Below are 23,950 nucleotides of genomic sequence, written 5' to 3'. Positions count from 1 at the left end.
TATGAATGCTGTTGTTATAGGCGTTATTTTAATGCTCGGGCTATCTCTGGCTCGAGTTAACGTCATTGTTGCCATGATCATAAGCGCGTTAGTTGCAGGTCTTACTGCAGGCTTGGGCATAAAAGAAAGTGTTGATGCGTTTAATTCTGGCCTTTCAGCTGGAGCTGAAATTGCACTAAGTTATGCTATGCTCGGCGCGTTTGCCGTTGCTATTTCTAAGTCGGGTTTAACACGCATTCTCGCTGATAAGCTACTTGCTAAAGTAAATGCAAAAGGCAGCGGTAATGAAACATTTTTAAGTTACTTCATTTTATTAATTATTTTAGGTTGTGCAATTTCTTCGCAAAACTTAGTCCCTGTACACATAGCGTTTATTCCTATTTTGATCCCGCCGTTACTCGTTGTTTTTAATCAGCTAAGATTAGACAGGCGTGCTATAGCGTGTATTTTAACATTTGGATTAGCAACGTCTTACATGGTGCTTCCTTATGGTTTTGGGGGGATTTACTTATATTCTATTTTGCACAAAAACCTAGTTGATAACGGCTTAGACATTGTAAATACACAAGTCCCTATGGCGATGATTATTCCTGCATTAGGCATGTTTATAGGATTACTTATTGCGGTATTTATTACCTACAAAAAACGCCGCGAATACACCGAGCTCCCATTAACAACTGTGAGTAAATCGGCTGAGGTAGAGAACCCTAAAAAAGTAATGATTGTAGGACTTTTTGCAGTACTTGCCTCACTTGTTGCACAAAACCTAAGTGGCTCAATGATTTTAGGTGGCTTAGTAGGTGTAATGATATTTAGTGTTTTTGGTGTAGTTAAGTGGGAAGAAAACGGCGACGTATTTAGTAAAGGCGTTGCGATGATGGCCATGATTGGCTTTATTATGATATCGGCACAAGGTTTTGCATCGGTTATGCAAGCCACTGGCGATGTAGCAAGCTTAGTACACAGCGCAGCCGCCCTTTTTGATGGTAATAAACCCCTTGCCGCCGGTGTTATTTTGTTGGTCGGGTTATTAATTACAATGGGAATTGGCAGTTCGTTTTCAACAGTGCCTATTATTGCAACTTTGTTTGTTCCTTTATGTTTAGACCTTGGCTTTTCTGTTATGGCTACCGCTGCGCTTGTTGGTACTGCGGGCGCTTTAGGTGATGCAGGCTCTCCTGCTTCAGATTCAACGCTTGGCCCAACATCGGGTTTAAATGCCGATGGCCAGCACGACCACATTAGAGACTCTGTTATTCCAACATTTATTCACTTTAATATTCCGCTGCTGATATTTGGCTGGATTGCAGCAATGGTACTTTAAAAAGTATTTATGTAAGTTTAATAAATGTAATTAAAATCTAAATATAACCAAAAAGGTATGTTAAAAGCATACCTTTTTAGTATCCAAATCCAACAACTCTCCCCCAGTTTGATTACTTTCTTTTAGTTAATACTAACTCTGTTGTTGAGGTTATACTTTATGAATATTTAGTATGATGTGTTCTTTTGATTGGGTTATATAAGCACCAATTAAGGTGCTTATATAAATTTACTTTAGCGCATATTCAAAACTTTAAGTTAATCAAAACCATAAATCATTTTATCGCATACTACCGGAGTTGGTCTGTGGTTATCATCAACTGCTACAAACGTAAAGCTGCCACTAATGGCTGAATGCTTATCGTCTTTGTGCATAGTTTCTAATAGTATATCTACATCAACTTTTAAGCTGGTGTTACCTACATGCACTACTTTAGCTATTAACTCTGCAAAAGTACCTGCTGGTATGGCTTCTTTAAAGTCGACTCTATCAGAAGATATAGTTACCAAAGGCTTACGGCAAAAACGAGTCGCTGCTATAAATGCCACTTCATCCATCCACGCCAGTGCATCACCACCAAATAAAGTATTGTGATGATTAGTACGCCCTGGAAACACGGTTTTAGTTACCGATGTGGTTGAGTCTTCAATACGCTGAGCAATTATTGCATCGCGATTTACGTCAGTCATAATCTCTACTTTTTGTTTGCTAATGTATCTTGCATTAGTAATGCAGGATCAAGGCGTTCGCCTTTCCAGTTAAAACGCCAATCTAGGTGAGGACCTGTTACACGCCCTGTTGCACCAATTTCAGCCACTTTGTTACCTTGCTCAATTTTATCACCCACTTTTACATCAAGCTTACTTAAGTGAATGTAAGTTGAGGTAATACCATGGCCATGATCAATAATTAATGTACCACCTGAGTAGTATAAATCAGGTTCAGCAAATACCACGGTACCACTTATAGGCGCGTAAACAGGAGAGCCTGTTTTATTGGCAATGTCTAAACCAAAGTGCGGACGACGAGGCTCACCATTAAAATAGCGCTGACTACCGTAAACACCCGATATGCGCCCTTCTGCAGGCTTTAAAACAGGGTCTAAAAAGTACAGTGAATCAGAGTCTACTTCTCTGGCTTTTCGCACAGCAACTGCTTCGCGGCTTATACGCGCACTAACTTCTTTTGGCGGAGATACATATTTTTTAGCTACGCCGGTAATTTTATCAATTTTATATTCGCGCTTAGTGATAGCTAGCGGCTGAGAATGCGATTTACCATTGTTATCTACCCATTTTAAAGTATGAGTAGTTTCAGCGTCACGACCAAAACCAAATACAAAATCACCCTTTGGTGAAAGTTTTAAGCTTTTGCCATCTAAGCTTACTGATTTAGCGTTTTCTAGCTTTCCAGTAACTAAACCGCCTTGTGTTAAATGTCCTTTTAACTCAAGCGCCATAGCACTAAAGCTAGCAGAGGCAACAAGCGCTGTTGCTAAAAGTGTTTTAAACATAACTAATCGATCCTTTTCCAACACCTTCATAAGCGGTTACTTTCACTGCTTTTTCTGGATATTGGGCTTTAATTTGGGCAGCTACATGTTCTGCAATACATTCTACAGTGGTATCTACTGGCAAAATGTCGCAACGAGACTCGCTAATAGCCATTTCAAAATAGCCTTGTGCCGATGTATAAGCAAAACATACATCACCCGCTTTGGCTGTTATGTGTTTTAAATCAGCTGCGTTAATTTGATCTTCACTGGTGGCTAAGTAAATATCTTCCCACTTTTGAGACCATTCTTTTTGCAAGCGCGGCATAGAGATACCATCTAGGCTAATACCAATTTGAGAACGATGCCCATGAATAATACGCTGGCAATTACCGTCATGCTTTTTAAGGCCATGGCTGTAATGATAGTAAAAACTTTGGCTGTGTTCAGGCTTAAGAGACAGCTCAATTTTTTCAATGTTATCTGGTAGCTTCGGTAAAATAGTCGCAATTAAAAATTCGGTAACCGATTCAACCGTTACTTCGTCTGCGTTAATCATGCAATAAGCTTGATGAGGAGCGCTCATAGCTAAGTGATTATTTTCACCAAATGTACAGTCGAGTGTTTTATGCTCGTCAAATTCAGATACAGTGCCATTAAGCCCTGTAGGAATTGCTAAACGGTGATCAATACACTCATCTATAATGCCTTTAATTTGCTTTTTAACTAAACCAAAGTCTAAAACCATAGACTCTTCGTTAAGTTTACCGTGCAAAGTTAAATCAACAATCCAGCTCTCGCCAACGGCGCCGCGTTTGTTACATAAGTAAGAAAAATCAATCACAGTTAGTGAGTTAACAAAAAGGATCATAAACTTCCTTTAGACTGGTTATAAGACAGCGTTAATTATAATGATTTCTGATTGTAATTGCGCGGTTTTATAGTGCAAAAACCAATCGCGTTGATTGATTGATGATTTAATATGCAATATTTTGATTTTTTAACTGCTCCGAGTTGTTTAGCGTACAAGTGTACGCTAAAGTACTTGGCAATTTCTAAGCGAAGATAAGTGTTATGGAACCTAAAAATAGCTATACAAAAGAAGAGTTGATCCTGTGTGGTCAAGGTGAAATGTTTGGTGAAGGTAACTGCCGTTTACCAAGTGACAACATGTTAATGATGGATCGCATTACCTCTATTACTGCTGATGGCGGTATTCATGGGAAAGGCGAAATTGTTGCTGAGCTTGATATTGACCCTAGCCTTTGGTTTTTCGATTGTCATTTTAAAGGCGACCCAGTAATGCCAGGTTGTTTAGGCTTAGATGCTATGTGGCAACTAGTTGGTTTTTACTTAGGTTGGTCTGGTGGCCCTGGTCTTGGCCGTGCGCTAGGTGTGGGTGAAGTTAAATTTACTGGCCAAATTTTACCAACTAATAAAAAAGTAACTTACCGCCTTGTAATGAAACGCGTAATTAAACGTAAATTGTTCATGGGCGTTGCAGATGGCACTGTAGAAGTAGATGGCCGAGTAATTTACGAAGCAAAAGATTTAAAAGTGGGCTTGTTCCAAGACACTAGCGCGTTTTAATTTTTAAATGCGTACAAAAAGGCCTCCAACGTGGAGGCCTTTTTGCTTAAATTCGATTATTGATTTTAGGTTTTGTACATGTTGCGGTTTTCAATCGCTTCACGCCAACCTCCTAACCACTCTGATTTGGGATCTACTTGTTGATAAGGGCATAGCTCTTTTGAGCGACCTGCTAAACCTGCTTTAAAACCTTGAGAATGAGCTCTTTCTAAACGATCTCTTTTCTGTCTCTTCATCGGTAATATCCTCACCTTTTTATTTGTATATTGTGTAGCATTAGTGAAATCTACATTTAATGAATAGTTAATAAAAATGTAAAATTCAAATCGTAAAAGCAATTAAATTGTTTGACTTTAACTAAGCTGCTGATGCAAAAATGAATTAACATTTAAAAAAGTAAGTGGTCATACAACATTTAATTTGACCGGTTTTATGCTAAATAAAATGCGACTCAATAATCGCTAAAAAGCACTTATGTGCTTTATTTGTGACCGACTAATATTGACTAAGTTCCAAACAAAAATGTAATCGTGACACTTTTATTTCGGTTATTTTTATTCACCCGATTTGCATTCTTTTTAAACAATTTAATATTATACTTGATTATTTAAAGTCGATCGGTCTAATATGTGTGCATGAACAAAAATACATCAACACCAATACGCCGTGGTCGCCCACCTAAAATAGCCAGAGAGAACGCCGATACCAAAGCGTTACTTATTCGCACGGGTCTAGAAACCCTAACTGAGTTTGGCTTTAGCGCCACGGGGCTCGATACTATTTTAAAAAAAGCGGCTGTACCCAAAGGCTCTTTTTATCATTACTTTAAAAGTAAAGAAGCCTACGGCATTGCCCTAGTTGATGCATACGACAGTTACTTTATTGCAAAGCTTACCCATTACCTACAGCAAGAAGATGTACCACCACTTGAGCGAATCGTTAATTTTACCCAAAGCGCAATTAAAGGAATGAAAAAATACGATTACAAACGTGGCTGTTTAGTAGGTAACTTAAATCAAGAGCTTAATCATTTAAGTGATGAGTTTAAAACCAGATTAATGCAAAGCTACACCGCTTGGCAAAACCAGGTAGAGGTTTGCTTAAACCAAGCTAAGCAACAAGGCACTATTGCAAGCCATGTAAATACAAAATTGATGAGTGAGTACTTTTGGATTGGCTGGGAAGGTGCGGTTATGCGCGCCAAGCTCACAAAATCAAATACTCCACTTACTTTGTATACAGAAATGTTTTTACGCGCATTATTAACCTAATGCGTTTTTATTTACCAATTAAAAGACGATCGGTCTAAAAGGATATCCCATGAGTAACCCAATTAAAGCCATTGTTATTAATAAAGAAGATAATACCTACAGCGCCTCATTATCGACTATCGAAAATAGTGATTTACCAAACGAAAACGTCTCTATCGACGTGCTATACAGCACACTTAACTATAAAGATGGTTTAGCAATTACGGGTAAAGGCCCTGTTGTACGCAGTTTTCCTATGGTGCCAGGTATCGATTTAGTGGGTACGGTTACAAATTCCACCAGCGATGAATTTAAAAACGGCGATAACGTAATATTAAATGGCTTTGGTGTAGGCGAAAAACATTGGGGCGGGCTTGCTCAAAAAGCGGCACTTAATAGCGATTGGCTAATCCCCTTGCCTGCAGATATTTCTCCAAAACAAGCGATGCAAATAGGTACAGCCGGTTATACCGCTATGCTAAGTGTTATAGCTCTTGAAAAACAAGGAATAAACCCTGAATCTGGCGAAATACTGGTAACAGGTGCCAATGGTGGCGTAGGCAGCTTTGCTATTTATTTATTAAACCAGCTTGGCTACAACGTAACAGCAGCTACGGGTCGATTAGATCAAAGTGATTATTTAAAAGAGTTAGGTGCTAAACAGGTAATTGACAGAAACGAGCTTTCAAATCCTGGTAAGCCTTTGCAAAAAGAGCGCTTTGCAGCGGCAATAGATTCAGTAGGTAGCCATACACTTGCTAATATTTGTGCATCATTAAAGTATGGGGGTGTAGTAACCGCCTGCGGACTTGCCCAAGGCATGGATTTACCTGCCTCAGTTGCCCCATTTATATTACGTGGTGTGTCACTAATAGGCATTGATAGCGTAATGCGCCCTAAAGCCGACAGAATTGAAGCGTGGGATCGTTTAGCAAAATTAGTTAGCGCTGATTACTTAGATAAAATTTCGACAGAAATATCACTAGAACACGTAATTGATAACGCAGAGCGACTTATGCAAGGCAAAATTCGCGGTCGTGTTGTAGTTAATTGTCAAAGTTAAGCTATTTACTCTGTTAAAGCCTCGTTATTAAATTTATAATGCAATTTGTATTTTAATAACGAGGCAACACCTATGAGCAACCAAGAACTTTTCAGTAATAATCCACTGCAAGGCGTTAAATTAGAACAAGTGGTTGAAGAGCTGGTTGAACAATACGGGTGGGAGCTCCTACACGCTTATTTACAACTTAACTGCTTTAAAAACAATCCTGATATAAAGTCTGCGGTTAAATTTTTACGTAAAACACAATGGGCACAAGAAAAAGTAGATAACTTTTACCTTTATCGCTTAAAAAACTTACCTAGACCTGATGATGTGCAATACGAATTACCGCCACGTGATCGCGTGATCCCAGCTGATCATAAACCTGGTGAGCCATGTGAGTTAAGTTTTAGTGATGCAAAACGTATTATGGAAAAAAAAGCATCAAAGCAACGTGCTCGTGATCGCAAACAGCGCTCTAATTCTAGTAACCCTTGGGGTAACTAAACACGCTAATTTAATTTTGTAGAGCTATTTTAAATGGCTCTACAACTCTCTTTTATTAATTTTTATTACATCCACACCATATAGCTAAAAATAGAAATCAATAGCCTCGGTTTTTCCAAAAATCTGTTTCTGTACGCTCTAGCTCTAATGCCACCTTAAAAGTTTTATCAGCAATAATTTTCCTATTTAGCTCAATCGTCATACGCCAATCACCCAATTTATTCTCTATTGGCAACCAAAGCGTGTCGCCTAAATAAAAGTTCCAATCACTGTTTTTAACGTATACATCGCCTTCAAAGGGGTCCATTACATCACCTTTACTGTCTGGTATATCTGGATGGTATATACAATAGTGAAGCTTTTCGCCTTTACCCTTTTTAATATTTACGATTAAGCCAAACTCAACATCTACCTCAGCTATTACATTTGTTGTAAATTGCTCTATTTGTGGCAATGCTTTACTTTCGCTGTCCCACTTAGAGTAAATACCGTGACTTTGTAACGTCACTACAGGTTTTGTTTTAGCCATTAAGGTAACCTTTTATATTAGCTATTTTTGCATTAGTTTAACTTTTTGAAATTTTAAAATAAAACACAATCCAATAAAGTTAAATCTCAACTTAGCTTTAATACTTCGCCTATTTACATCATTGCTAATTTGTCATCATTGTTTACACACTATTTGCACAATTGCTGATTATTGTTTAAGTAACTTAATTGATCAGGTAAGCAGCAATGAAACTACACGCACTTAATATTAAAAACTCAAATAGGGTAAATGCTATAAAGCTAAGCACCTTGGCTCTAGTTGTTTTATCGTTAGTTGCTTGTGGAGGTGAAGAAGGCATAGTTGATACCTCAACAACTACAGATTCATCATCAACCACCTCAGATAACGGTACAGGTACGAGTAGCTCAACCCAAGGCGTGTTGTGTGAATATAGCTACAGTGAATATAACGAGTCAGAATCAGTACAAGCCACCAGCGCTGCAGATTGGTCATGCACAGGAACTACACGTGACTTAGTCGCTAATGGCATACCTGATCACGAAGTAGGTACATTCCCTAATGCCGATAACCCAAATACTATTTCTGAACAATCACTAAATGAAAGCTACACACTTGAGCCTGTAGAAACAATACAAGCAACCATGCTTGGTGGCCCTCGTGGAATGATAGGTGTTGTACTTAACGGCATTAAAATAGACGCCGGCACAGGCGGAAGTTGCGATGATTCAGGCACCGATTGCGATTTAGGCGACAACAGCGGTAATTGGAACATAGAAGCCTTAAGCCAAGACACGTTTAGTTTTGGAACAGACGACAACAATGCACACGTACAACCCGATGGCACATATCATTATCATGGTATGCCTGAAGGCTTTGTAACACTGCGAGGTGGCAATAGCTCCACTATGACTCTAATAGGCTGGGCAGCAGACGGCTTTCCCATTTATGCACGTTACGGCTATTTAGACTCAAATGATGCAACTTCAGCGCTAACCGTAATGACCGGTAGCTACCAACACATAACATCTGTAAGCGCAAACCGCCCTTCTACCGATATATACCCATTAGGTACATTTGCACAAGATTGGGAATACGTAGCAGGCTCTGGTGATTTAGATGAATGTAATGGCCGCGTTGGTGTAACGCCTGAGTTTCCTCAAGGGATATACCACTACTACGCAACAGACACTTACCCGTTTTTTCAACGCTGTGTTAAAGGCGAAGTTTAGTTAGGAGTAAGCTATGCCTTACATAAAAAGAGGTCTACTGAGTATGACTACTTTGGGTTTGTTGATTATGCCAAATTTAGCAAACGCGCATTTAATGGTTGCAGATCACGGTACGCTGAATTTTGTTGATAATAACGTGTTTATTGTGCTTTCAATCCCTATGTCGGCTTTTAAAGGGGTTGATGAAGATAAGGATGGCAAAGTATCAATAGTTGAGTTTAATGCTCATAAAAAGCTAATAACTAAACGAGTTAAAAAGAACGTTTATTTAGCGGATCATCAGTATAAATTTACTATTGACGGACTTTTGCTAAACCCAGAAGCGTCGCATAAACATAAAAGCGACAATATAGACCAAGTAACCATTACTGGGCGCTACTCTTTGCCAAGTAAACTAACCAAAGTTAATTTTAACGTTAAGCTATTTAGTAACAATGAGCACAAGCAGCATTATCAAATTACAGCGACTAATAAAACGCAAAAGCTAACTCATCAATTTGAGCTATCACCAACGTCGCCCTTTAGTAAGGTGTTTAATAATTAGTAATACTTACCTAAATAATTAAGTGGCAAAGAGTACAAGTTAAACCAATTTGTGCTCTTTTTATCTTTGTCTTCTTATTTAACACTCTTTAGTGAAGGGTTCTTTCTATAAAGATACAAGCTTGGGATTTTTAGGAAAATAATGCTCTTGTTGCTGCTCACATAAACTAAACTCACGGGTGTTTTTATATGGGAGTTTCATAAAGCCCGCAACACCCACGTCCGTAATATTTACCGCGTATTGCATAAGTTTATTTAGTAAACGTTTAAACTCAATCTCTTTGCTCGAATCGAGTAAGCGGTAGTAATGGTGAATCTTCATTCTGTCGGGCAGTGCTTCAAAAATAATACACCCAGTATGATGAATTTGGTTAAGCTCAAATACGCACTTAATAACTTTTTTAGGTAGCTGTAGTTGCTCATCAGGGTCTTTACCGTCTTCAAAGTATGAATGCGGGCGGGTTATGTCGTTTGCTTTCATGCTTACAACTTCGTATTCAAGCTCTGGTAGGCTATCAAACTTAAATGCACCGGTGCCATCTCGCTCTAGTTGAATGGTTTTACGGGCATCAAACAAACAACACTTAAATAACCCTTTTTGATTAATCGCTTGGGCTAGCATTACCGTGTTATTTATAGCATCACTAAAGGCATCACCCAATGATTCGTCATGCATAATTAAAGACGATTCAACAAACATCGACTCATCCTTCCAATGAAAACTAAGCCCACCTACTACAGGGTACTTAGCTAATCGGCTTATTGATGCTAAAAATGCTTTTTCGGTATCGCCTGTATCAAACAAAAACTCTTTATAATAGCGGTCAAGTTGCGCGTCGTTTATATCTAGTAATTGCTGGTTATGATCGGCTTGTCGTAAAAACTGTTTTCGTGAACTATATACCACCGTGTCGGGCTGCTCGTCGTTGCCATACCAAAAAGGGATATCTGCTTTTCTTTGTTTTTTATCAAGCTCAGGTAAATACATTTTAGCCATAGTTGTAATGTTACGCATAAAGTAATCACCAGCACCATCACGTATGGCCTTACTTTTTGACAGCATGCCATCAATCACTTTAGCCAGTTCTTTGGGGAGCCCTAAGCTGCTTGCAGGGATGGCTTGCGCACCAAAGCGGCACGACTGCGCCGACGCTAGCGCATACAACGTAGCGGCTACACCTTGCTCGTCGAATCGTGGGGATGATTGCTCTCCCGACATTTGCGCTTCACCAATAAAATATACATCGCCCATACGAGCATTCGTTGTGCTTAAATCACCCGACATTAAATCCATAAAGTTACTGGCAACAGGGTTACCATCACTATCGAGCTGTGCATACACAGAGCTGCCCCAATCCACTAACGAAAGCGCATTAGTGTTTGCATCCCAAACAAGGTTTGAAGGTTTTATATCGCCATGCACTATAGGTTGTGGGCTAACGCCATTTTTGTGGCTACGTAAATCAATTAATACATTACGTAACCTAACAGCTAGCGCCATTATTTGCGCGGCACTAAAGCGCCCTGTTTTAAGCGATACTTTTTCAAGGTCCTCTCCAATGGCGCGAGCCATCATTAAAATCCCTTGTTTTTTAATTCGCTCAAATGCATAAAAGGTAGGCACTAAGGGGTTATTAATTTGCGAAAGCATATACGCTTCGTCTTCTAGGCGGTCACGTACACTTTGGGCAAGTGTAATACGCGAAAACTTAAATACCCAAGGTAAGCCGTTATCGTCATCACCTGCAAACACAAAACCAAAAGCACCCGAGCCAATCATTTCAACGTTTTTGTAGCCCAGCAGTGTTAGCTGCTTAATACAAATATTAAGCCACTGGCGGTGTTTTTTAGCATCGCGGTGCGAAAGCAAATAAACAGATTGCTCTTCGTTGATATAAAAGTTGCGGATTTCTTTGGCTTTCAATACAGGTACTCAAATTTATAAAACTAACTAGGGCGTGTTGATCTTTGTGGATTGAAATTTGTTCAATCCAAGGAAGATTAAATCGCGGCGCGAGGTTTGTAACCTAGTGGGCTAAGTTAAAACCGAGCAACAAAGAGTTAATCGTCCCTAGAAAGAACCCAAAGGGCAGCGCATGTTTGGTATTTATGCTGCGTTATCGCCTATTCATGGGGAATAACCACACTACATAGGCTCCGCCTTGCCTAAATACCAAACATACTGCTGCAAATTCACCCACCAAAGATCAACACGCCCTAATTATTAGTTTTATGTAATGAGATTACAATAGGTTAAATAAGAGTTTTGAAATCGTGGAATAAAACAGCGCTAAAGTAGCGCCAGAACAGTAAATTTAAGTGTAAACGTTAAAGCTCAAAGTAAGCTTTTACAATGCGCTGTATATAAATACAGTACATTGATTTTTGCTAACTTTCTATAACACGAAGCTGCTTAATTGATGACACAGCTATGTGCGTTTGATAATAATATTTATTAGTGGCTCTACCACGGCTCATAAAATCGATAGTTACTCGTTTAGCTTCGCCTGTAACTTCTATTGCTTTATCAATAAAAAAGGTGTCTGCTGGTTGTCCGTATTTACTTTGAAGCTCTGCTACCACATTAGGCTGTATTGATATCGTAATAGAACGCCTGTCACGATAATCAGTTTCTGTATTTAAATACAACCTACTACCCTGAGCTCCCGCCGCTTTAATATGAAACTGGTAAGTGCCAGCAACACCCTTTGGTGCACTTTGCTCAGTTAAAGCGATAAGGTTCATATTTGCTGCCGTACTTTGGCTCATTTCAATTTTATGGGGAACAGAACTACATGCACTAAGCGTTAGCACACTTAGTAAGGCTAGATATTTCAAGACACAATGTCCTTGTTTCTTACACCAATTCGCATAATTCAGTGATCTATTTTGAGACAATAAAATCGTGTGGAGAACACAGCAAAAATTTCGTTATTGAGTTGTTCTATATCAGAAACTTTTAATGCAGTTAGCGATTTAATCCCTTAAATTGATTAACTATTATTGCGAATTGGTATTATGCATTATTAAAAATATGTAGCGTTAATGATACCACTATATGCAGCTGTGTTTCTATAATCAATCCAAACAATTAATTAGCGGATATTAAGGCGCATTGCGCTGAGAAGGATCTGTTTTAAAGCTTTTTAGCAAACTTTGTGGGTCAACCACCTCGGTATGCTCTTTAGCAGCCTGCGCCCACCATATTAGTTGGCCAAACGTGCGTGAGAAATAATTAAACCACGATGATTTACTCTCTCCTGCAACAGGTTTGCCATCCTCACTAAACACATCTTGCGCTTTTGGCACGTGGATCATAGCCGATACTGGCAAACAGCCAAGTTCAGATAAAAACGTGCGCATACTAATAGCCGCTCTTACACCACCCCACTGTCCTGCTGAGTAAGTAACTATTGCACTTGGTTTATACGAAAATAGTGAGCTACCAAAATGATTAAGTAAGTCAGCGAGAGCTGGACTCATGCTGTGATTGTACTCAGGGCTAATCATTATATATCCATCTGCGGCTTTAATTTTATCAGCTAATAGAGTGAGCTCTGTAGGTGCATTACTTTTAGCATATGCAAAGTGCGGTTTAAATACGTTTTCGCTAGGAAAGTCCAACGCATCAATTAGCTCAAACTCATGATCACCAAAATGCTCTGTTAAGCATTCTATACAAGCCCTAGAAACCCTTAAGCCTAAGCGAGCTGGTTTTGGTGGAGTGCTATCGCGTACTGTGCCTAAAAATACTAAAAACTTCATATGTAATTCTCAACTTTTTTAAACGATAGCTAAACACTAACATTTTTTAGTTATTGTGTATTACACATACGCATTGTTTATTGATTCAAAGCATAATAATTAAATTTAAAACTGAAATTTAGCAACAACCGCGCCGTTAAACATATTTTATCGTGTGTTAAATTCACTCGCTTGCATACTTTTTACACATTTGACCAGTAATATGCCACAGTATAAGTACGCCAAAACCTATACCGAAAAGGATACAAGTAATGGGCTTAAAAAATTTTAGCGCATGTGCAATCATTGTTACCGCAACAGCTTTAACTCTAAGTGGTTGCAACGACTCATCTACTAACAAAAATACCGAGCAAGTCAGTAGATCACTTAGTGAGGCGCAAAAAGCAAATCAATCAATAAAGCTATCTATGTTCAAACAAGAGGCTTTTATTACAGAGCCTAAAATTGTTGATTGTGAAACCCAGCAAGGTACTAAAACAACCTGTTATGAGTTTACTACATCAGGTGCACCTGCAGGCAGAGACCCTGGCCCATTTTGCCCTCGCAGCACAACAGACGGAGCTGATGTATCAGGTACTTGGTTTGATAAACAAGGTAAAGGAGAGCTAGTTGACTTAACTGGCGACTTTATTCTTAAGTTAGATGAATACTACGGCGATGAAAAATGGGTATTGTATGACGCAAAAACAAATAAAGTTCGTTATACAGCAACAAAAGAATCTTGCTCAGGTGCTGCACGCCCAGATGTAGAAGAACAATACAAACAAAATTGTATTGAATGCGAGCTATCCTATTTAGAAGATAATTTTTCGCTTACGTATTTAATTCCAACTACACCAATAGTGAGTAAAAAATCCAGCCGTTTACATACCGTGGGCTTAGCGCTTGATGGTACTGAACTTTCAGGCCCTGCACCTATAAATGCTATTTTGGGCAGTTATACAATTGCAGCATTTGACGACTGCGGTGGGCATATTAACCTGCACCAAGGTTATCACTATCATTCAACAACCGGATGTACCAATTCAGCTCCAAGTACTGACGGACACGCCCCTTTAATAGGTTATGCCGTTGACGGTTACGGTATTTACGCAATGAAAGATGCACAAGGCAATGAAGAGTCACTCGACGAATGCCGTGGTATAACAGATGAAACCAGAGGCTATCATTATCATGCTGCCAGCCCGAGCGAAAATTTGTTTATTGGCTGCCTTCATGGTGAGTCAGTAAGAGCAGCTGGTGGCCCGCCGCCAGGCAATAAACCACCACCAAAGCATTGAGAAAATTATGACTATTAAATATAAGTCACTGTTTGTTTTACTTGCTCCTTCATTATTACTTTTAAGTGTTTATGCGGCAGCACATTCTCAGCCACTTAATCAAATAGCAGTGAAAGCATGCTTTGAAAAGCAAAAGTCACAATCGTGTCAGTATCAGGGTGGGCATAACGACTTATATATAGGAAGCTGCCAATATATGGCTGATGACTTAATGTGTGTTCGTAATCAACCCATTCAAAAAGTTGATAACAAAGAAAGTAAAACGAATAACAGCAATGATAGCCACGAACATCAAAATAAGCAGCATAAGTAGTTTTAAGAGTTAAGAGTTGTGGGTTTTGTATCATACCAATTCTCTTAATTAAGTGATCTATTTTGAGGGTAGAAAAACGTGATGATAGCTAGGCAAAAAAACGCGATTTGGTTGTTCTCGGCAATTGCTCCTGCATTGCTCTACCTTCTGCATCTATGCAGTCGTAAATGAGAATTTTTTTAACTCAGGTAGCGACACGTTTAGCCCCGCGAAATGTTTAAGTATTATTGCGAATTGGTATTAGGTGCAGTAAATTTACTGCACCTAATTAATTTAAACCGTTACGATTAGTATTGATAACTTAGCCCTACACCACCCCAAAATATATTTCGAAGTGCCTCGTCACCTGCAAAGCGTTTCTCATCTTTATTAACTGCAATGCTATAGCTTGAATATGTGTATAGGGCTAACTGATTAAAAAGCTGATACGACAAGATTGCAGTAAACTTAACGTTGTTTACTCCGTTGTGCCCATCACTAACATACCCCGCATTAAACCCCACGCTTGATTGAATATCTACTGATAGTAAATCGTTAATATAAAAATCTTTTTTTACTGCCATCTCCAAAAATGTACCGCTGGCATCAAATGAATGATAAACACTACTTAATAACTGAATATCGTCTGCATAGAGATACGCAAAGTCGAGGCTTAGCTCATTATCGTGAGCATCAATGCCATCTTCGCGAGCTTTAATATAGTTATAGCCTACATACATCTCTATCCGCTCAGATAAGTGAGCGGTATAAATAGCATTTAAATTAAGCTCTGAATAATCACTACTAATACCTTTTGCCGCCCAAGGGATCACCGCAAAGTTTTTATAGTTAACCTCAGTAGCAATTGATGCAATACCATTACCGGCAAGGTTATCTCGACCTTCGGTAACATATTGGCTCTCCCATAATGGGTGAATATGTAAATCAAACTCTTTATTTTTATAATTTACGTCAGTATGGGTATGATTAATATTTCCGCCTACGCCCACTTCAAGCTCTTGATAGTGTTCTTGTGTTTTTGCTTGTGCGTAAGCTGTATTTACTCCCGCGAGAGTCGTAATAACAAATACATATTTTAAATAGTGAGTCATTTATTAAGTCCAAAACCATCATAAATGGTAAAAAGTCGCGCATAGTATTGTTATAAAACGTGTTAGCGCAATAAATAGATGCATATATATTGTTTTATTTATTAGATTTGAAGTATTTACTAAGTATTACCCATAAACTACAAGTTGCAATTAGCTCGGGTTTTAACCAGCAAACCAAAGCTATATACGCACCGAGCAATGCTCTAGCAGGTACTTAATTTAATAGTTAAAATGATAGTTATAGTACTCGTGGTGAAGTGTTCCCTATTGCAAAAACAGGAAAAGTATAAGTAGGAAATGTAAAAAAGTGCGGCAACGGGAAAAACATAAGCAGCAACAACTCAATAGGCTGCTTATTCTTAACCTAATTTATTAGCAAATTTAATGACTTAAATAAGCCATAACGGCAATCAGTGCAACATAAAAACCAAAACCTACTAAGAAGGTTAAGTCGACTCTTCTAGCTTTACTCGCTTTATAAGATGCAAAGTCTTTAAACTCGCTTTTATACAGCCCAAACGTAACCACTTTTAATAGTAGCCAACCGGTCGAGTAAAATAAAAAGCTCAAGCCAGTATCAACTATTAGCCAAATAAAAATCTCAAATGCAATACTCATTAACTATGTCCATTAGTTTGGAATACAAAAACTATATCAGCTATGTGTTTAAAATACAGCCAGCTAAGTTAATTAAGGTGTAACAGTAAATTTCGTTAAACCTATTAACTGGCCTGATTCGGTGACTACTTTTACTTGCCACTTACCAACAGAGTCACTAGGGAAATTTACTTTGTGGGTCCATGCTCTGTAACCTAGCTCTCTTCCGCCATTTATATTTAACGTGATCCGATCAACTTCTTTTTTATTATGAAGCCACACATGAAATATTTTTTCATTTAAGCCTCTTGGTGCTTTAACAGCGGTCCAACTATATAAACCTTGATGGTGCAGTGTATAAGAGTCTAACTGTTTAATACTCCCTACTGGCTTTTTATGTTGTAAATCAACTTCATGAGCTAACGTAATATCGGTTAATCGCAGCGCAGCAGGAGGCACATAGCTTCTTAATTGCCACACAGCAGTGCTCAAAGCACATAAAATCAATACAAGAATAGGAAAACGCCACCAGCGTGCATTAGGCATTAAATTGTTTAAACTCGGAAGAGTAACCACTACAGCCGTTACAAGGGCTGCAGCTAAACTTTGGCTCGTGGTAAGGTTTAACAAAATAGGTAAGGTAACAAGTAAAACAACGAATAAAGCAAAGTTATGAAACACACTAAATAACGTACGGTTTTTAGCAAGCTTCTTATAATAAAAGGGGTCGATTACCGATATAACCGCACATACCACAATGAGGGAGGTAAAAAACGCTTGAGGATGGTCCCACTGCGTAACCGCTAAAAAAAACGGCAAAGCAAAAAATAAGCTTTCTTGTTGCACCATTTGCAGAGCAAAACGCATTACATTAGGAGATACAGCCACACCAAATTTTTCTTCTACTTTGTCTCGTAGCCAATTATCAATAATTAGCCACAACCAACTAATAAGTAAAAATATCGCAATAACTTGCGAAAAAGACTCTTTTCTATCTACAAGTGCAAAGCTGGCAACGCCCGACAAAAACGCCAATACAGCCAATAATCCAGGTCGCTTTTGCATCGCGCTTATAAATCTAGCGATTATATTTTTACAGTAATCCATGTATGCGTGTTTCCGTACGGGTATGTACTTTATTATTTTTATTCTGAGTATGATTAGTTTAACCAAGTTTAAATGAACAACAGGTAGACGGATGGATTTAAACGCGCCATTTACCAGTAAATCAAACTAACCATTTTAATTAAATAAAAGCCCGGCATAGCGCGTCATTGGTACGTTTATTAATTTTTGTAACGTGTGAGCCTTAGCAAGTAATTCATCCTCACTAAGTACAGGCATTTTATTGTTAAAAACAAAAACAATTTTATTGCCGCCTTCAATAATAAAACTAAATATCTGTCCTGCAAATTCTTTCTCAAGTAGTTGATCAAACGCTTCTCTTTGCCCAACTTTGGTATGGCAAATATTAAGTACTAAAACACCATCAAAAGTGAGCGCATTTTTACAATCGCGTAAGTAGGATGATTGCACCTGATCTGACTCCATCCCTTCTGAGCTATATAAATCAGAAAAAATAACATCCGTTTTTATCTGCGTTTTTTTCATGTAGTTTGCCGCATCATCAATGTGAATAAACAAACGTTCTGACACAGGAACTTCAAAATATTTTATAGCCATATCAGCCACGGCTTTACGGTATTCAACGGTATGTATGGTCAGTGCAGAAAACGCATGATAAAGACTTTTTGCTATAGAGCCCGCCCCAAGCCCCATTATCATCGCGGTTTTTAAATTTGGTATAAAAAAAAGCGCAGCCATCATTGCTTGCGTATAAGCTAAGCTTAACCCGTTAATATTATTTAATTTAATACAGCTTTGATAAATTTTTCCGTCAAAGCTGAGAATTAGATTCTTTTTTGTTTGATATACATAAACAGGGCCATGCTCATCAATAGTTGATGCAATACAAGTGCCTTTGATATCCACGAATACTCAATAGGTAAAGTGATGAAAATCGAGTATAACTTAGTTAACGTACTACCATTGCTACTAATATGGCCAATAACGCTTTTATTAATTTACAAGCATTTATATACGTACTCAAAAAAGTCGGTTTATCATTTAGGTTAGATGAGCTGAAGTATCTGCTTTTATAGCTAATTAAAACTTTGCCCAGTGATGACTCTTAGTAAAACAACGGCTTAATATACTAAAAATTTGGCTAATGTACTGTTATAGCTATAAAAAATCCCTTTGAATATTCCTCATGTTCAACATGAATAAAGTGCACGCCACCAATAAAGAAGTCTAAACGGCTAAACACCCACCCCTTATTTTTATCGATTTGTGCCTTTTTTTCGTCAATTACTACGTAATCGAATTTAACAATAATGATTAATGAATATGACTCATGTTTTATGTGAAATTAAACCGTTTTTCTTCATATCCCAATCAACGTATAAATTACTCATCCCTTAGCGCTAAACACTATTTAACAACTTAAAGCCGCTGAATACCTAAACCAGCTAAGTAAGTTGTGTTGTAAGGCTAGTAAAGCGCAGAGCATCAATCAGGTTTAAATTATAAAATTGGATATAAACACGATGAAAAAAGATTTTACATTTAATATAAAGAGCGTTTCACTCGACGAAAATTATCATCCATCAACTAATACGCGTATCACAACCAACTTTGCTAATTTAGCCAGAGGTGAATACCGCAAAGCAAACTTACGTAACGCCTTAAACATGATTAACAACCGTTTTAATGCCCTAGCCCACTGGGATAACACCAAAGGTGAGCGTTATGCTGTTGAGCTTGAAATTGTCTCTGTTGAAATAGGTATTGAAGACGGCGGCGAAAGCTTCCCCTCTATCGAAATATTAAAAACAAATATTGTTGACCATAAAACTAATAAGCGTATTGAAGGCATTGTAGGAAACAACTTTTCATCGTATGTGCGCGACTACGACTTTAGCGTACTCCTACAAGAGCACAATAAAGGCAAGCCTCAATTTAGTATTCCTGATGACTTTGGGGTTTTACATGGCAAGCTATTTCAGTCATTCGTAAATTCGGATACATACAAACAAAACTTTAAAAAACCACCGGTTATATGCCTAAGTGTGTCTGATAACAAAACCTACAACCGCACTGAAAACCAACACCCGGTACTTGGCGTTGAATACGAGCCAAATGAATCGTCTTTAACTGAGCAATACTTCAAAAAAATGGGCTTGCAGGTACGTTACTTTATGCCGCCAAATAGTGCAGCGCCTTTAGCATTGTTTTTCTTTGGTGATTTACTTAATGATTACAGCAATCTTGAGCTTATAAGCACCATTAGTACGATGGAAACGTTTCAAAAAATCTACAGACCAGAGATTTATAATGCCAACGCAACAGCGGGTAAATCATATAAACCAAACTTAAAAAACTTGGACCACTCACTAACGCAAATTGTGTATGACCGAGAAGAGCGCGGCAAGTTAGCAAACGAGCAAGGCAAGTTTGCGCAAGAGCATTTTATCAAGCCGTACCAAAGAGTTCTTGAGCAATTCTCTACTAGCTATCTGTCATAACAACTAATAGCAACAACCAGTAATAACGCGCTTAACGATACGTTTAATAATTAACTAAAATATACGGCATTATTTATTATGAAAAAATTACTACCTACATCTACCGCTGGCAGTTTACCTAAGCCTATATGGCTTGCAGAGCCAGAAACACTTTGGTCACCTTGGAAATTACAAGGTAACGAATTAACCCAAGGAAAACACGACGCCCTACGCTTGTCATTATTCGACCAACAACAAGCAGGTATTGATATTGTTAGCGATGGTGAGCAAACAAGGCAGCATTTTGTAACTACATTTATAGAGCACCTAAACGGTGTTGACTTTGAAAAACGTAAAACAGTAAAAATTCGTGACCGATACGACGCAAGTGTACCTACAGTTGTTGGCCCTGTTAGCCGTCAAAAGTCTGTGTTTGTTGAAGACGCTAAATTTTTACGCAAGCAAACCAATCAACCAATAAAATGGGCACTACCAGGCCCTATGACCATGATCGACACGCTTTACGACGATCATTATAAAAGCCGCGAAAAACTAGCATGGGAATTTGCCATAATACTCAATCAAGAAGCAAAAGAATTAGAAGCCGCAGGCGTTGATATTATTCAATTTGATGAGCCCGCGTTTAACGTATTTTTTGATGAAGTGAACGACTGGGGTATTGCCTGTTTAGAGCGCGCAATTGAAGGGCTTAAATGCGAAACCGCGGTGCATATTTGCTATGGCTACGGCATTAAAGCCAATACAGATTGGAAAAAAACACTAGGATCTGAATGGCGACAGTACGAAGAAGCATTCCCTAAGCTTCAACAATCTAATATCGATATTATCTCACTAGAGTGCCATAACTCGCATGTACCAATGGATTTACTAGAACTCATTCGCGGTAAAAAAGTAATGGTAGGCGCAATTGATGTAGCAAATCATACTATCGAAACGCCAGAAGAAGTAGCTAATACGCTACGTAAAGCACTGCAATTTGTAGATGCCGACAAACTCTACCCGTGTACAAACTGCGGCATGGCTCCACTACCTCACCATATCGCTAACGGCAAGTTAAATGCCCTGAGCGCTGGGGCTGAAATTATAAGAAAAGAGTTATTAAAAAAGAACTAGAAAAGTAGCTTTGAAATACAAATTGTAAACAATAACAGCTGTCGCATCATGCCATAGTTAAATCCATAAACATGGTGCGTTAGATAAAATTTAAAGCACAAAGTTTAGGTTAGTTATTTAATTTTTTTATTAAAAAGCTCCAACCTATTTTTTGAAAAATCGATAACTGCTTGGTATTGAGTAAAAAAGGGAGAGCCTAACAAGCCATGTACTCCCTTTTCACCACCCGCTACCTGAACATGGTCAAGATTAAGTGACACAAAGTCAGGACTTTCAAACAAGACATTTCCAAACTCAATTGAATCAACTTCTATATCTCCCATAGCGTGATCTGAAGTGCCTAAGCCTGCCGCATTCTCAATATTGAGTGCTTCTTCAATGCCTAACTTACTTAGGCATCTCCTGTCTAAAACAGATGTTCCAGCGCCAGTATCTAAAATAAAACGTAACAATTTACCGTTAATTTTAGCTTCAACAATTTGGTGGCCTGTTTCTGATATTTCAAACTCAATTACAGTTTTGTTCTCAAATAAATTCATATACATTCCTTGTTATAAAGTTTTTAAAATCTTACTTACTATTTTCAGCTTCCAACAAATTAATAGCCAAATTTTACTAGTCGCCCACCCCAGCGCGTTTTGTTAGGTTACGTTTATCACCTGAGGCTCAATATTTGTTAAAACATGAATGATTTCATTTGTAGTCATTACTGAATAATGAAACAGCTTATTGTTGTTTAAACTGAAAGTATTCGTTTTAGTTTGCGCATACTCCAATAAGCTTGAATCAGAATACACGCCGATTACGCCCGAATCACGGTTTTGATGATAGTCATGAAAATGGGTACTTTCATCATAAGTTTCAAATAAAACGGTATTTGTAAACACAATCATAAACCTTACGGGATCATCGCCTTTTATATAAGTTTTAAGGTTCAGTGTTAGTAACCCATCAACATACGATAATTTGTCTAAGCTCCAGTCTTGGTAATTATTTGTGACTTCATCGATGGCAGTATTCATTTAATTACCTAACGAGCCTGAAGATTAACTCGTTTCTATTTGTTTTTATTGATAAACAAACCATAGCTGAGTTCCTATTTTGGTTCAATCGATTAGTGTTTTCATAAAATTTAGAATGGGTGTCTAGTTTATTTTCTAGTTTATTTAAGAATGGGGATACGCTTTATTATTTCCCTAAGTCTTTTTATTATTAGGGTTTTCAAAAGCATCAGCAAGAGCTTGAAATACCATTTCAGGCTCACCAGATTCAATATTAATCCGACTAAAATACCTTGCTTGCCAATGCCAAAATTCAACTTCAAAATATTTTGCTAAATATCTAGAATCCGCCTCTTTAATATCTACCATAAAATTTAACTTTTTATAGAAATGTTCAATTTTAGATATTTTTTGCCACTCTTCCGTAGATAGTTTTCGGTAAAGACTATCCCAAGATGGGCTTTCAATTTCTAGCATCGACTTTTTAAGTGCTTTACTTGCATCATTACGAATCTGAATGTAATCCGGAGAACTGTATTCTTGTATCAGATCAAGAGCTCTATTTTTTCTTTCACGATTAGTTTCATGGATAACTATTAAAGTTGCAGAAAGTCCTGCACCAATACCCGCTCCTAGGAGTGCAGCCCCAAGACTACCGGTTAATGCACCGACTACCGCACTAAAAACACTCGTAATTGTTATTGCTTCCATTACCCCTCCAAGGGATCAATTAATACCGACCAAACCAGACAGCCACTTTAATTGAACAAACAAAACTGTGCCTAGATTCTAATTGGAAGTGCACCACCTAATTCATTATAGACTTCATTTGGTGTTTTAAATCCTAAACATTTTCTAGGGCGATTATTTAGTTGTTCCTCTACTTTTTTTAATTGCTGATGGCTTACTTTGCTAAAGTTTGTTTTCTTCGGGTAATACCTTCTAATTAAACCATTTATTTGTTCTACAGCACCTTTTTCCCAGCTGTGGTAAGGCTCACAAAAATAAGATTTATTTTTCAAAATGGCTTCTACTTTTTTAAACTCTGTATTTTCAGAGCCATTGTCATAAGTTATCGATAAACAAGAACTCGGTGGGTAAATAGATAGTTTTTTACATATTGCATTCGATGTCGCTAGAGCTTTTTTAGATGGTAATTTGGTGATATGACACACTCTAGAAACTCGTTCAAGTAACACATTCAGCGCACATTTTCTGTCGCTAGATTCAACAGAGTCACTTTCCCAATGCCCAAAGTTTTTTCTGAGATTAATGTCATCTGGCCTGTCTAAAATACTACATCTTTGACCCCAAACTGTTTTCGTTTTACGGGTTGGATATTTTTTCTTACGTTTTTTATGTTGCCTAGCTAAATATACAATAAGTGATGGTTCATTCTTGTATATATATTGATAAATGGCCTCGTGAGATACGTTGGGTAAGGTTTTATCAAATTTTATTCGCCCAGCTATGATCTCTGGACTCCACCCAAGCTTGAGCTTATCAGTCACATATCGTTGAGCTTCAACAGACTTAAGCTTAACTCGCTTAGCTCTCTCCCTTACCCTTACTTCGTAATACATTTGAGCTGGATGAGGGTAATAAGTTGGTACGTAATAATCATATTTATTACGCTTTAACTCTCGGCTAATAGTGCTATGTGAACGATTTAGTAATCGGCTCACCTCACGTATTGATTTTTTTTGGTAATG

General features: G+C 38.0%; 27 protein-coding genes. 11 read left to right on the top strand and 16 right to left on the bottom strand.

Annotation, left to right across the window (positions count from 1 at the left end):
* The first annotated feature begins 1 nt into the window (after window position 1).
* Window positions 2–1,324, top strand: coding sequence for a Na+/H+ antiporter family protein (locus QT16_RS08055; protein WP_039487838.1), 1,323 nt, complete (start codon window positions 2–4; stop codon window positions 1,322–1,324).
* 257 nt (window positions 1,325–1,581) lie between these two features.
* Here the strand turns inward: QT16_RS08055 and QT16_RS08050 are convergent, their stop codons facing one another.
* From QT16_RS08050 to QT16_RS08040, 3 genes are read right to left on the bottom strand one after another with little or no spacing between them, the layout of a single operon-like run.
* Complete coding sequence (locus tag QT16_RS08050) at window positions 1,582–2,013, bottom strand: acyl-CoA thioesterase (RefSeq protein ID WP_002960891.1); 432 nt, start codon at window positions 2,011–2,013, stop codon at window positions 1,582–1,584.
* 5 nt (window positions 2,014–2,018) lie between these two features.
* On the bottom strand, window positions 2,019–2,837 hold the full coding sequence (locus QT16_RS08045; RefSeq protein WP_039487835.1) for a M23 family metallopeptidase: 819 nt from the start codon (window positions 2,835–2,837) through the stop codon (window positions 2,019–2,021).
* Window positions 2,830–3,687, bottom strand: a complete 858-nt coding sequence (locus QT16_RS08040) for a 6-carboxytetrahydropterin synthase (RefSeq protein WP_039487832.1) — start codon at window positions 3,685–3,687, stop codon at window positions 2,830–2,832. The genes QT16_RS08045 and QT16_RS08040 overlap by 8 nt, the downstream gene beginning before the upstream one ends.
* Window positions 3,688–3,890: 203 nt before the next feature.
* Here QT16_RS08040 and fabA point away from each other — a divergent pair, with 203 nt between their 5' ends.
* Window positions 3,891–4,406 (top strand): bifunctional 3-hydroxydecanoyl-ACP dehydratase/trans-2-decenoyl-ACP isomerase, encoded by a 516-nt coding sequence (gene fabA, locus QT16_RS08035; protein ID WP_002960896.1) that lies wholly within the window; start codon window positions 3,891–3,893, stop codon window positions 4,404–4,406.
* A 65-nt stretch (window positions 4,407–4,471) separates the two neighbouring features.
* On the opposite strand, the gene rmf is transcribed toward fabA, so the two are convergent.
* A complete protein-coding gene (gene rmf / locus QT16_RS08030; protein ID WP_002960897.1) occupies window positions 4,472–4,642 on the bottom strand; it encodes a ribosome modulation factor in 171 nt (56 codons plus the stop codon).
* A gap of 399 nt (window positions 4,643–5,041) precedes the next feature.
* On the opposite strand from rmf, the gene acuR reads away from it, so the two are divergent.
* From acuR to QT16_RS08015, 3 genes are all read left to right on the top strand, one after another.
* Window positions 5,042–5,677, top strand: a complete 636-nt coding sequence (acuR, locus tag QT16_RS08025; RefSeq protein ID WP_002960899.1) for an acrylate utilization transcriptional regulator AcuR — start codon at window positions 5,042–5,044, stop codon at window positions 5,675–5,677.
* Window positions 5,678–5,726: 49 nt separating this feature from the next.
* Window positions 5,727–6,719 (top strand): acrylyl-CoA reductase (NADPH), encoded by a 993-nt coding sequence (gene acuI, locus QT16_RS08020; protein WP_039487828.1) that lies wholly within the window; start codon window positions 5,727–5,729, stop codon window positions 6,717–6,719.
* Between the two features lie 72 nt (window positions 6,720–6,791).
* Window positions 6,792–7,208, top strand: a complete 417-nt coding sequence (locus QT16_RS08015) for a VF530 family protein (RefSeq protein WP_002960902.1) — start codon at window positions 6,792–6,794, stop codon at window positions 7,206–7,208.
* Window positions 7,209–7,305: 97 nt separating this feature from the next.
* Here the strand turns inward: QT16_RS08015 and QT16_RS08010 are convergent, their stop codons facing one another.
* Entirely contained in the window at window positions 7,306–7,737 is a 432-nt protein-coding gene (locus tag QT16_RS08010) for a DUF3859 domain-containing protein (protein ID WP_039487827.1), read from the bottom strand.
* Between the two features lie 206 nt (window positions 7,738–7,943).
* Here QT16_RS08010 and QT16_RS08005 point away from each other — a divergent pair, with 206 nt between their 5' ends.
* Together QT16_RS08005 and QT16_RS08000 are read left to right on the top strand one after the other, a co-directional pair.
* Window positions 7,944–8,948 carry a YHYH protein gene (locus QT16_RS08005; protein ID WP_039487826.1) on the top strand — a complete coding sequence of 335 codons (1,005 nt, stop codon included), beginning with the start codon at window positions 7,944–7,946 and terminating at the stop codon, window positions 8,946–8,948.
* A 13-nt stretch (window positions 8,949–8,961) separates the two neighbouring features.
* Window positions 8,962–9,492, top strand: a complete 531-nt coding sequence (locus QT16_RS08000) for a hypothetical protein (protein WP_039487824.1) — start codon at window positions 8,962–8,964, stop codon at window positions 9,490–9,492.
* Between the two features lie 105 nt (window positions 9,493–9,597).
* Here QT16_RS08000 and QT16_RS07995 read toward each other — a convergent pair whose 3' ends face one another.
* The 3 genes from QT16_RS07995 to QT16_RS07985 form a co-directional block, all read right to left on the bottom strand.
* Entirely contained in the window at window positions 9,598–11,415 is a 1,818-nt protein-coding gene (locus QT16_RS07995) for a protein kinase domain-containing protein (RefSeq protein WP_039487823.1), read from the bottom strand.
* 464 nt (window positions 11,416–11,879) lie between these two features.
* Window positions 11,880–12,329, bottom strand: a complete 450-nt coding sequence (locus QT16_RS07990; protein ID WP_039487821.1) for a hypothetical protein — start codon at window positions 12,327–12,329, stop codon at window positions 11,880–11,882.
* Window positions 12,330–12,596: 267 nt separating this feature from the next.
* Complete coding sequence (locus QT16_RS07985; RefSeq protein ID WP_039487819.1) at window positions 12,597–13,256, bottom strand: NADPH-dependent FMN reductase; 660 nt, start codon at window positions 13,254–13,256, stop codon at window positions 12,597–12,599.
* Window positions 13,257–13,507: 251 nt separating this feature from the next.
* Here QT16_RS07985 and QT16_RS07980 point away from each other — a divergent pair, with 251 nt between their 5' ends.
* Window positions 13,508–14,536 carry a YHYH protein gene (locus QT16_RS07980; RefSeq protein ID WP_039487817.1) on the top strand — a complete coding sequence of 343 codons (1,029 nt, stop codon included), beginning with the start codon at window positions 13,508–13,510 and terminating at the stop codon, window positions 14,534–14,536.
* A gap of 7 nt (window positions 14,537–14,543) precedes the next feature.
* Window positions 14,544–14,849, top strand: a complete 306-nt coding sequence (locus QT16_RS07975; RefSeq protein WP_039487815.1) for a hypothetical protein — start codon at window positions 14,544–14,546, stop codon at window positions 14,847–14,849.
* 287 nt (window positions 14,850–15,136) lie between these two features.
* Here QT16_RS07975 and QT16_RS07970 read toward each other — a convergent pair whose 3' ends face one another.
* The 4 genes from QT16_RS07970 to QT16_RS07955 form a co-directional block, all read right to left on the bottom strand.
* On the bottom strand, window positions 15,137–15,940 hold the full coding sequence (locus QT16_RS07970) for a hypothetical protein (RefSeq protein ID WP_039487813.1): 804 nt from the start codon (window positions 15,938–15,940) through the stop codon (window positions 15,137–15,139).
* Window positions 15,941–16,321: 381 nt separating this feature from the next.
* On the bottom strand, window positions 16,322–16,558 hold the full coding sequence (locus tag QT16_RS07965) for a hypothetical protein (RefSeq protein ID WP_039487811.1): 237 nt from the start codon (window positions 16,556–16,558) through the stop codon (window positions 16,322–16,324).
* Window positions 16,559–16,630: 72 nt separating this feature from the next.
* Window positions 16,631–17,644 (bottom strand): DUF5924 family protein, encoded by a 1,014-nt coding sequence (locus tag QT16_RS07960; RefSeq protein ID WP_039487810.1) that lies wholly within the window; start codon window positions 17,642–17,644, stop codon window positions 16,631–16,633.
* Between the two features lie 135 nt (window positions 17,645–17,779).
* Entirely contained in the window at window positions 17,780–18,529 is a 750-nt protein-coding gene (locus QT16_RS07955; protein WP_039487808.1) for a spermidine synthase, read from the bottom strand.
* A gap of 617 nt (window positions 18,530–19,146) precedes the next feature.
* Here QT16_RS07955 and QT16_RS07950 point away from each other — a divergent pair.
* Window positions 19,147–20,124: a DUF1852 domain-containing protein gene (locus QT16_RS07950; protein WP_039487806.1), complete on the top strand. Its 978-nt coding sequence runs from the start codon at window positions 19,147–19,149 to the stop codon at window positions 20,122–20,124.
* 78 nt (window positions 20,125–20,202) lie between these two features.
* Entirely contained in the window at window positions 20,203–21,237 is a 1,035-nt protein-coding gene (locus QT16_RS07945; protein WP_039487805.1) for a methionine synthase, read from the top strand.
* A 113-nt stretch (window positions 21,238–21,350) separates the two neighbouring features.
* Here the strand turns inward: QT16_RS07945 and QT16_RS07940 are convergent, their stop codons facing one another.
* From QT16_RS07940 to QT16_RS07925, 4 genes are all read right to left on the bottom strand, one after another.
* Window positions 21,351–21,776: a retropepsin-like aspartic protease gene (locus tag QT16_RS07940; protein ID WP_039487804.1), complete on the bottom strand. Its 426-nt coding sequence runs from the start codon at window positions 21,774–21,776 to the stop codon at window positions 21,351–21,353.
* A gap of 102 nt (window positions 21,777–21,878) precedes the next feature.
* A complete protein-coding gene (locus tag QT16_RS07935) occupies window positions 21,879–22,259 on the bottom strand; it encodes a hypothetical protein (protein ID WP_039487802.1) in 381 nt (126 codons plus the stop codon).
* Between the two features lie 174 nt (window positions 22,260–22,433).
* A complete protein-coding gene (locus QT16_RS07930; protein ID WP_039487800.1) occupies window positions 22,434–22,949 on the bottom strand; it encodes a hypothetical protein in 516 nt (171 codons plus the stop codon).
* A gap of 71 nt (window positions 22,950–23,020) precedes the next feature.
* On the bottom strand, window positions 23,021–23,950 hold a 930-nt coding region (locus QT16_RS07925; protein ID WP_039487798.1), incomplete at its 5' end, for an IS30 family transposase.

The sequence above is a fragment of the Pseudoalteromonas distincta genome (genome assembly GCF_000814675.1).
GTDB lineage: Bacteria > Pseudomonadota > Gammaproteobacteria > Enterobacterales > Alteromonadaceae > Pseudoalteromonas > Pseudoalteromonas distincta.
Note: the sequence above shows the minus strand (reverse complement) of the source record. Positions and strands in the feature narration are given on the sequence as shown.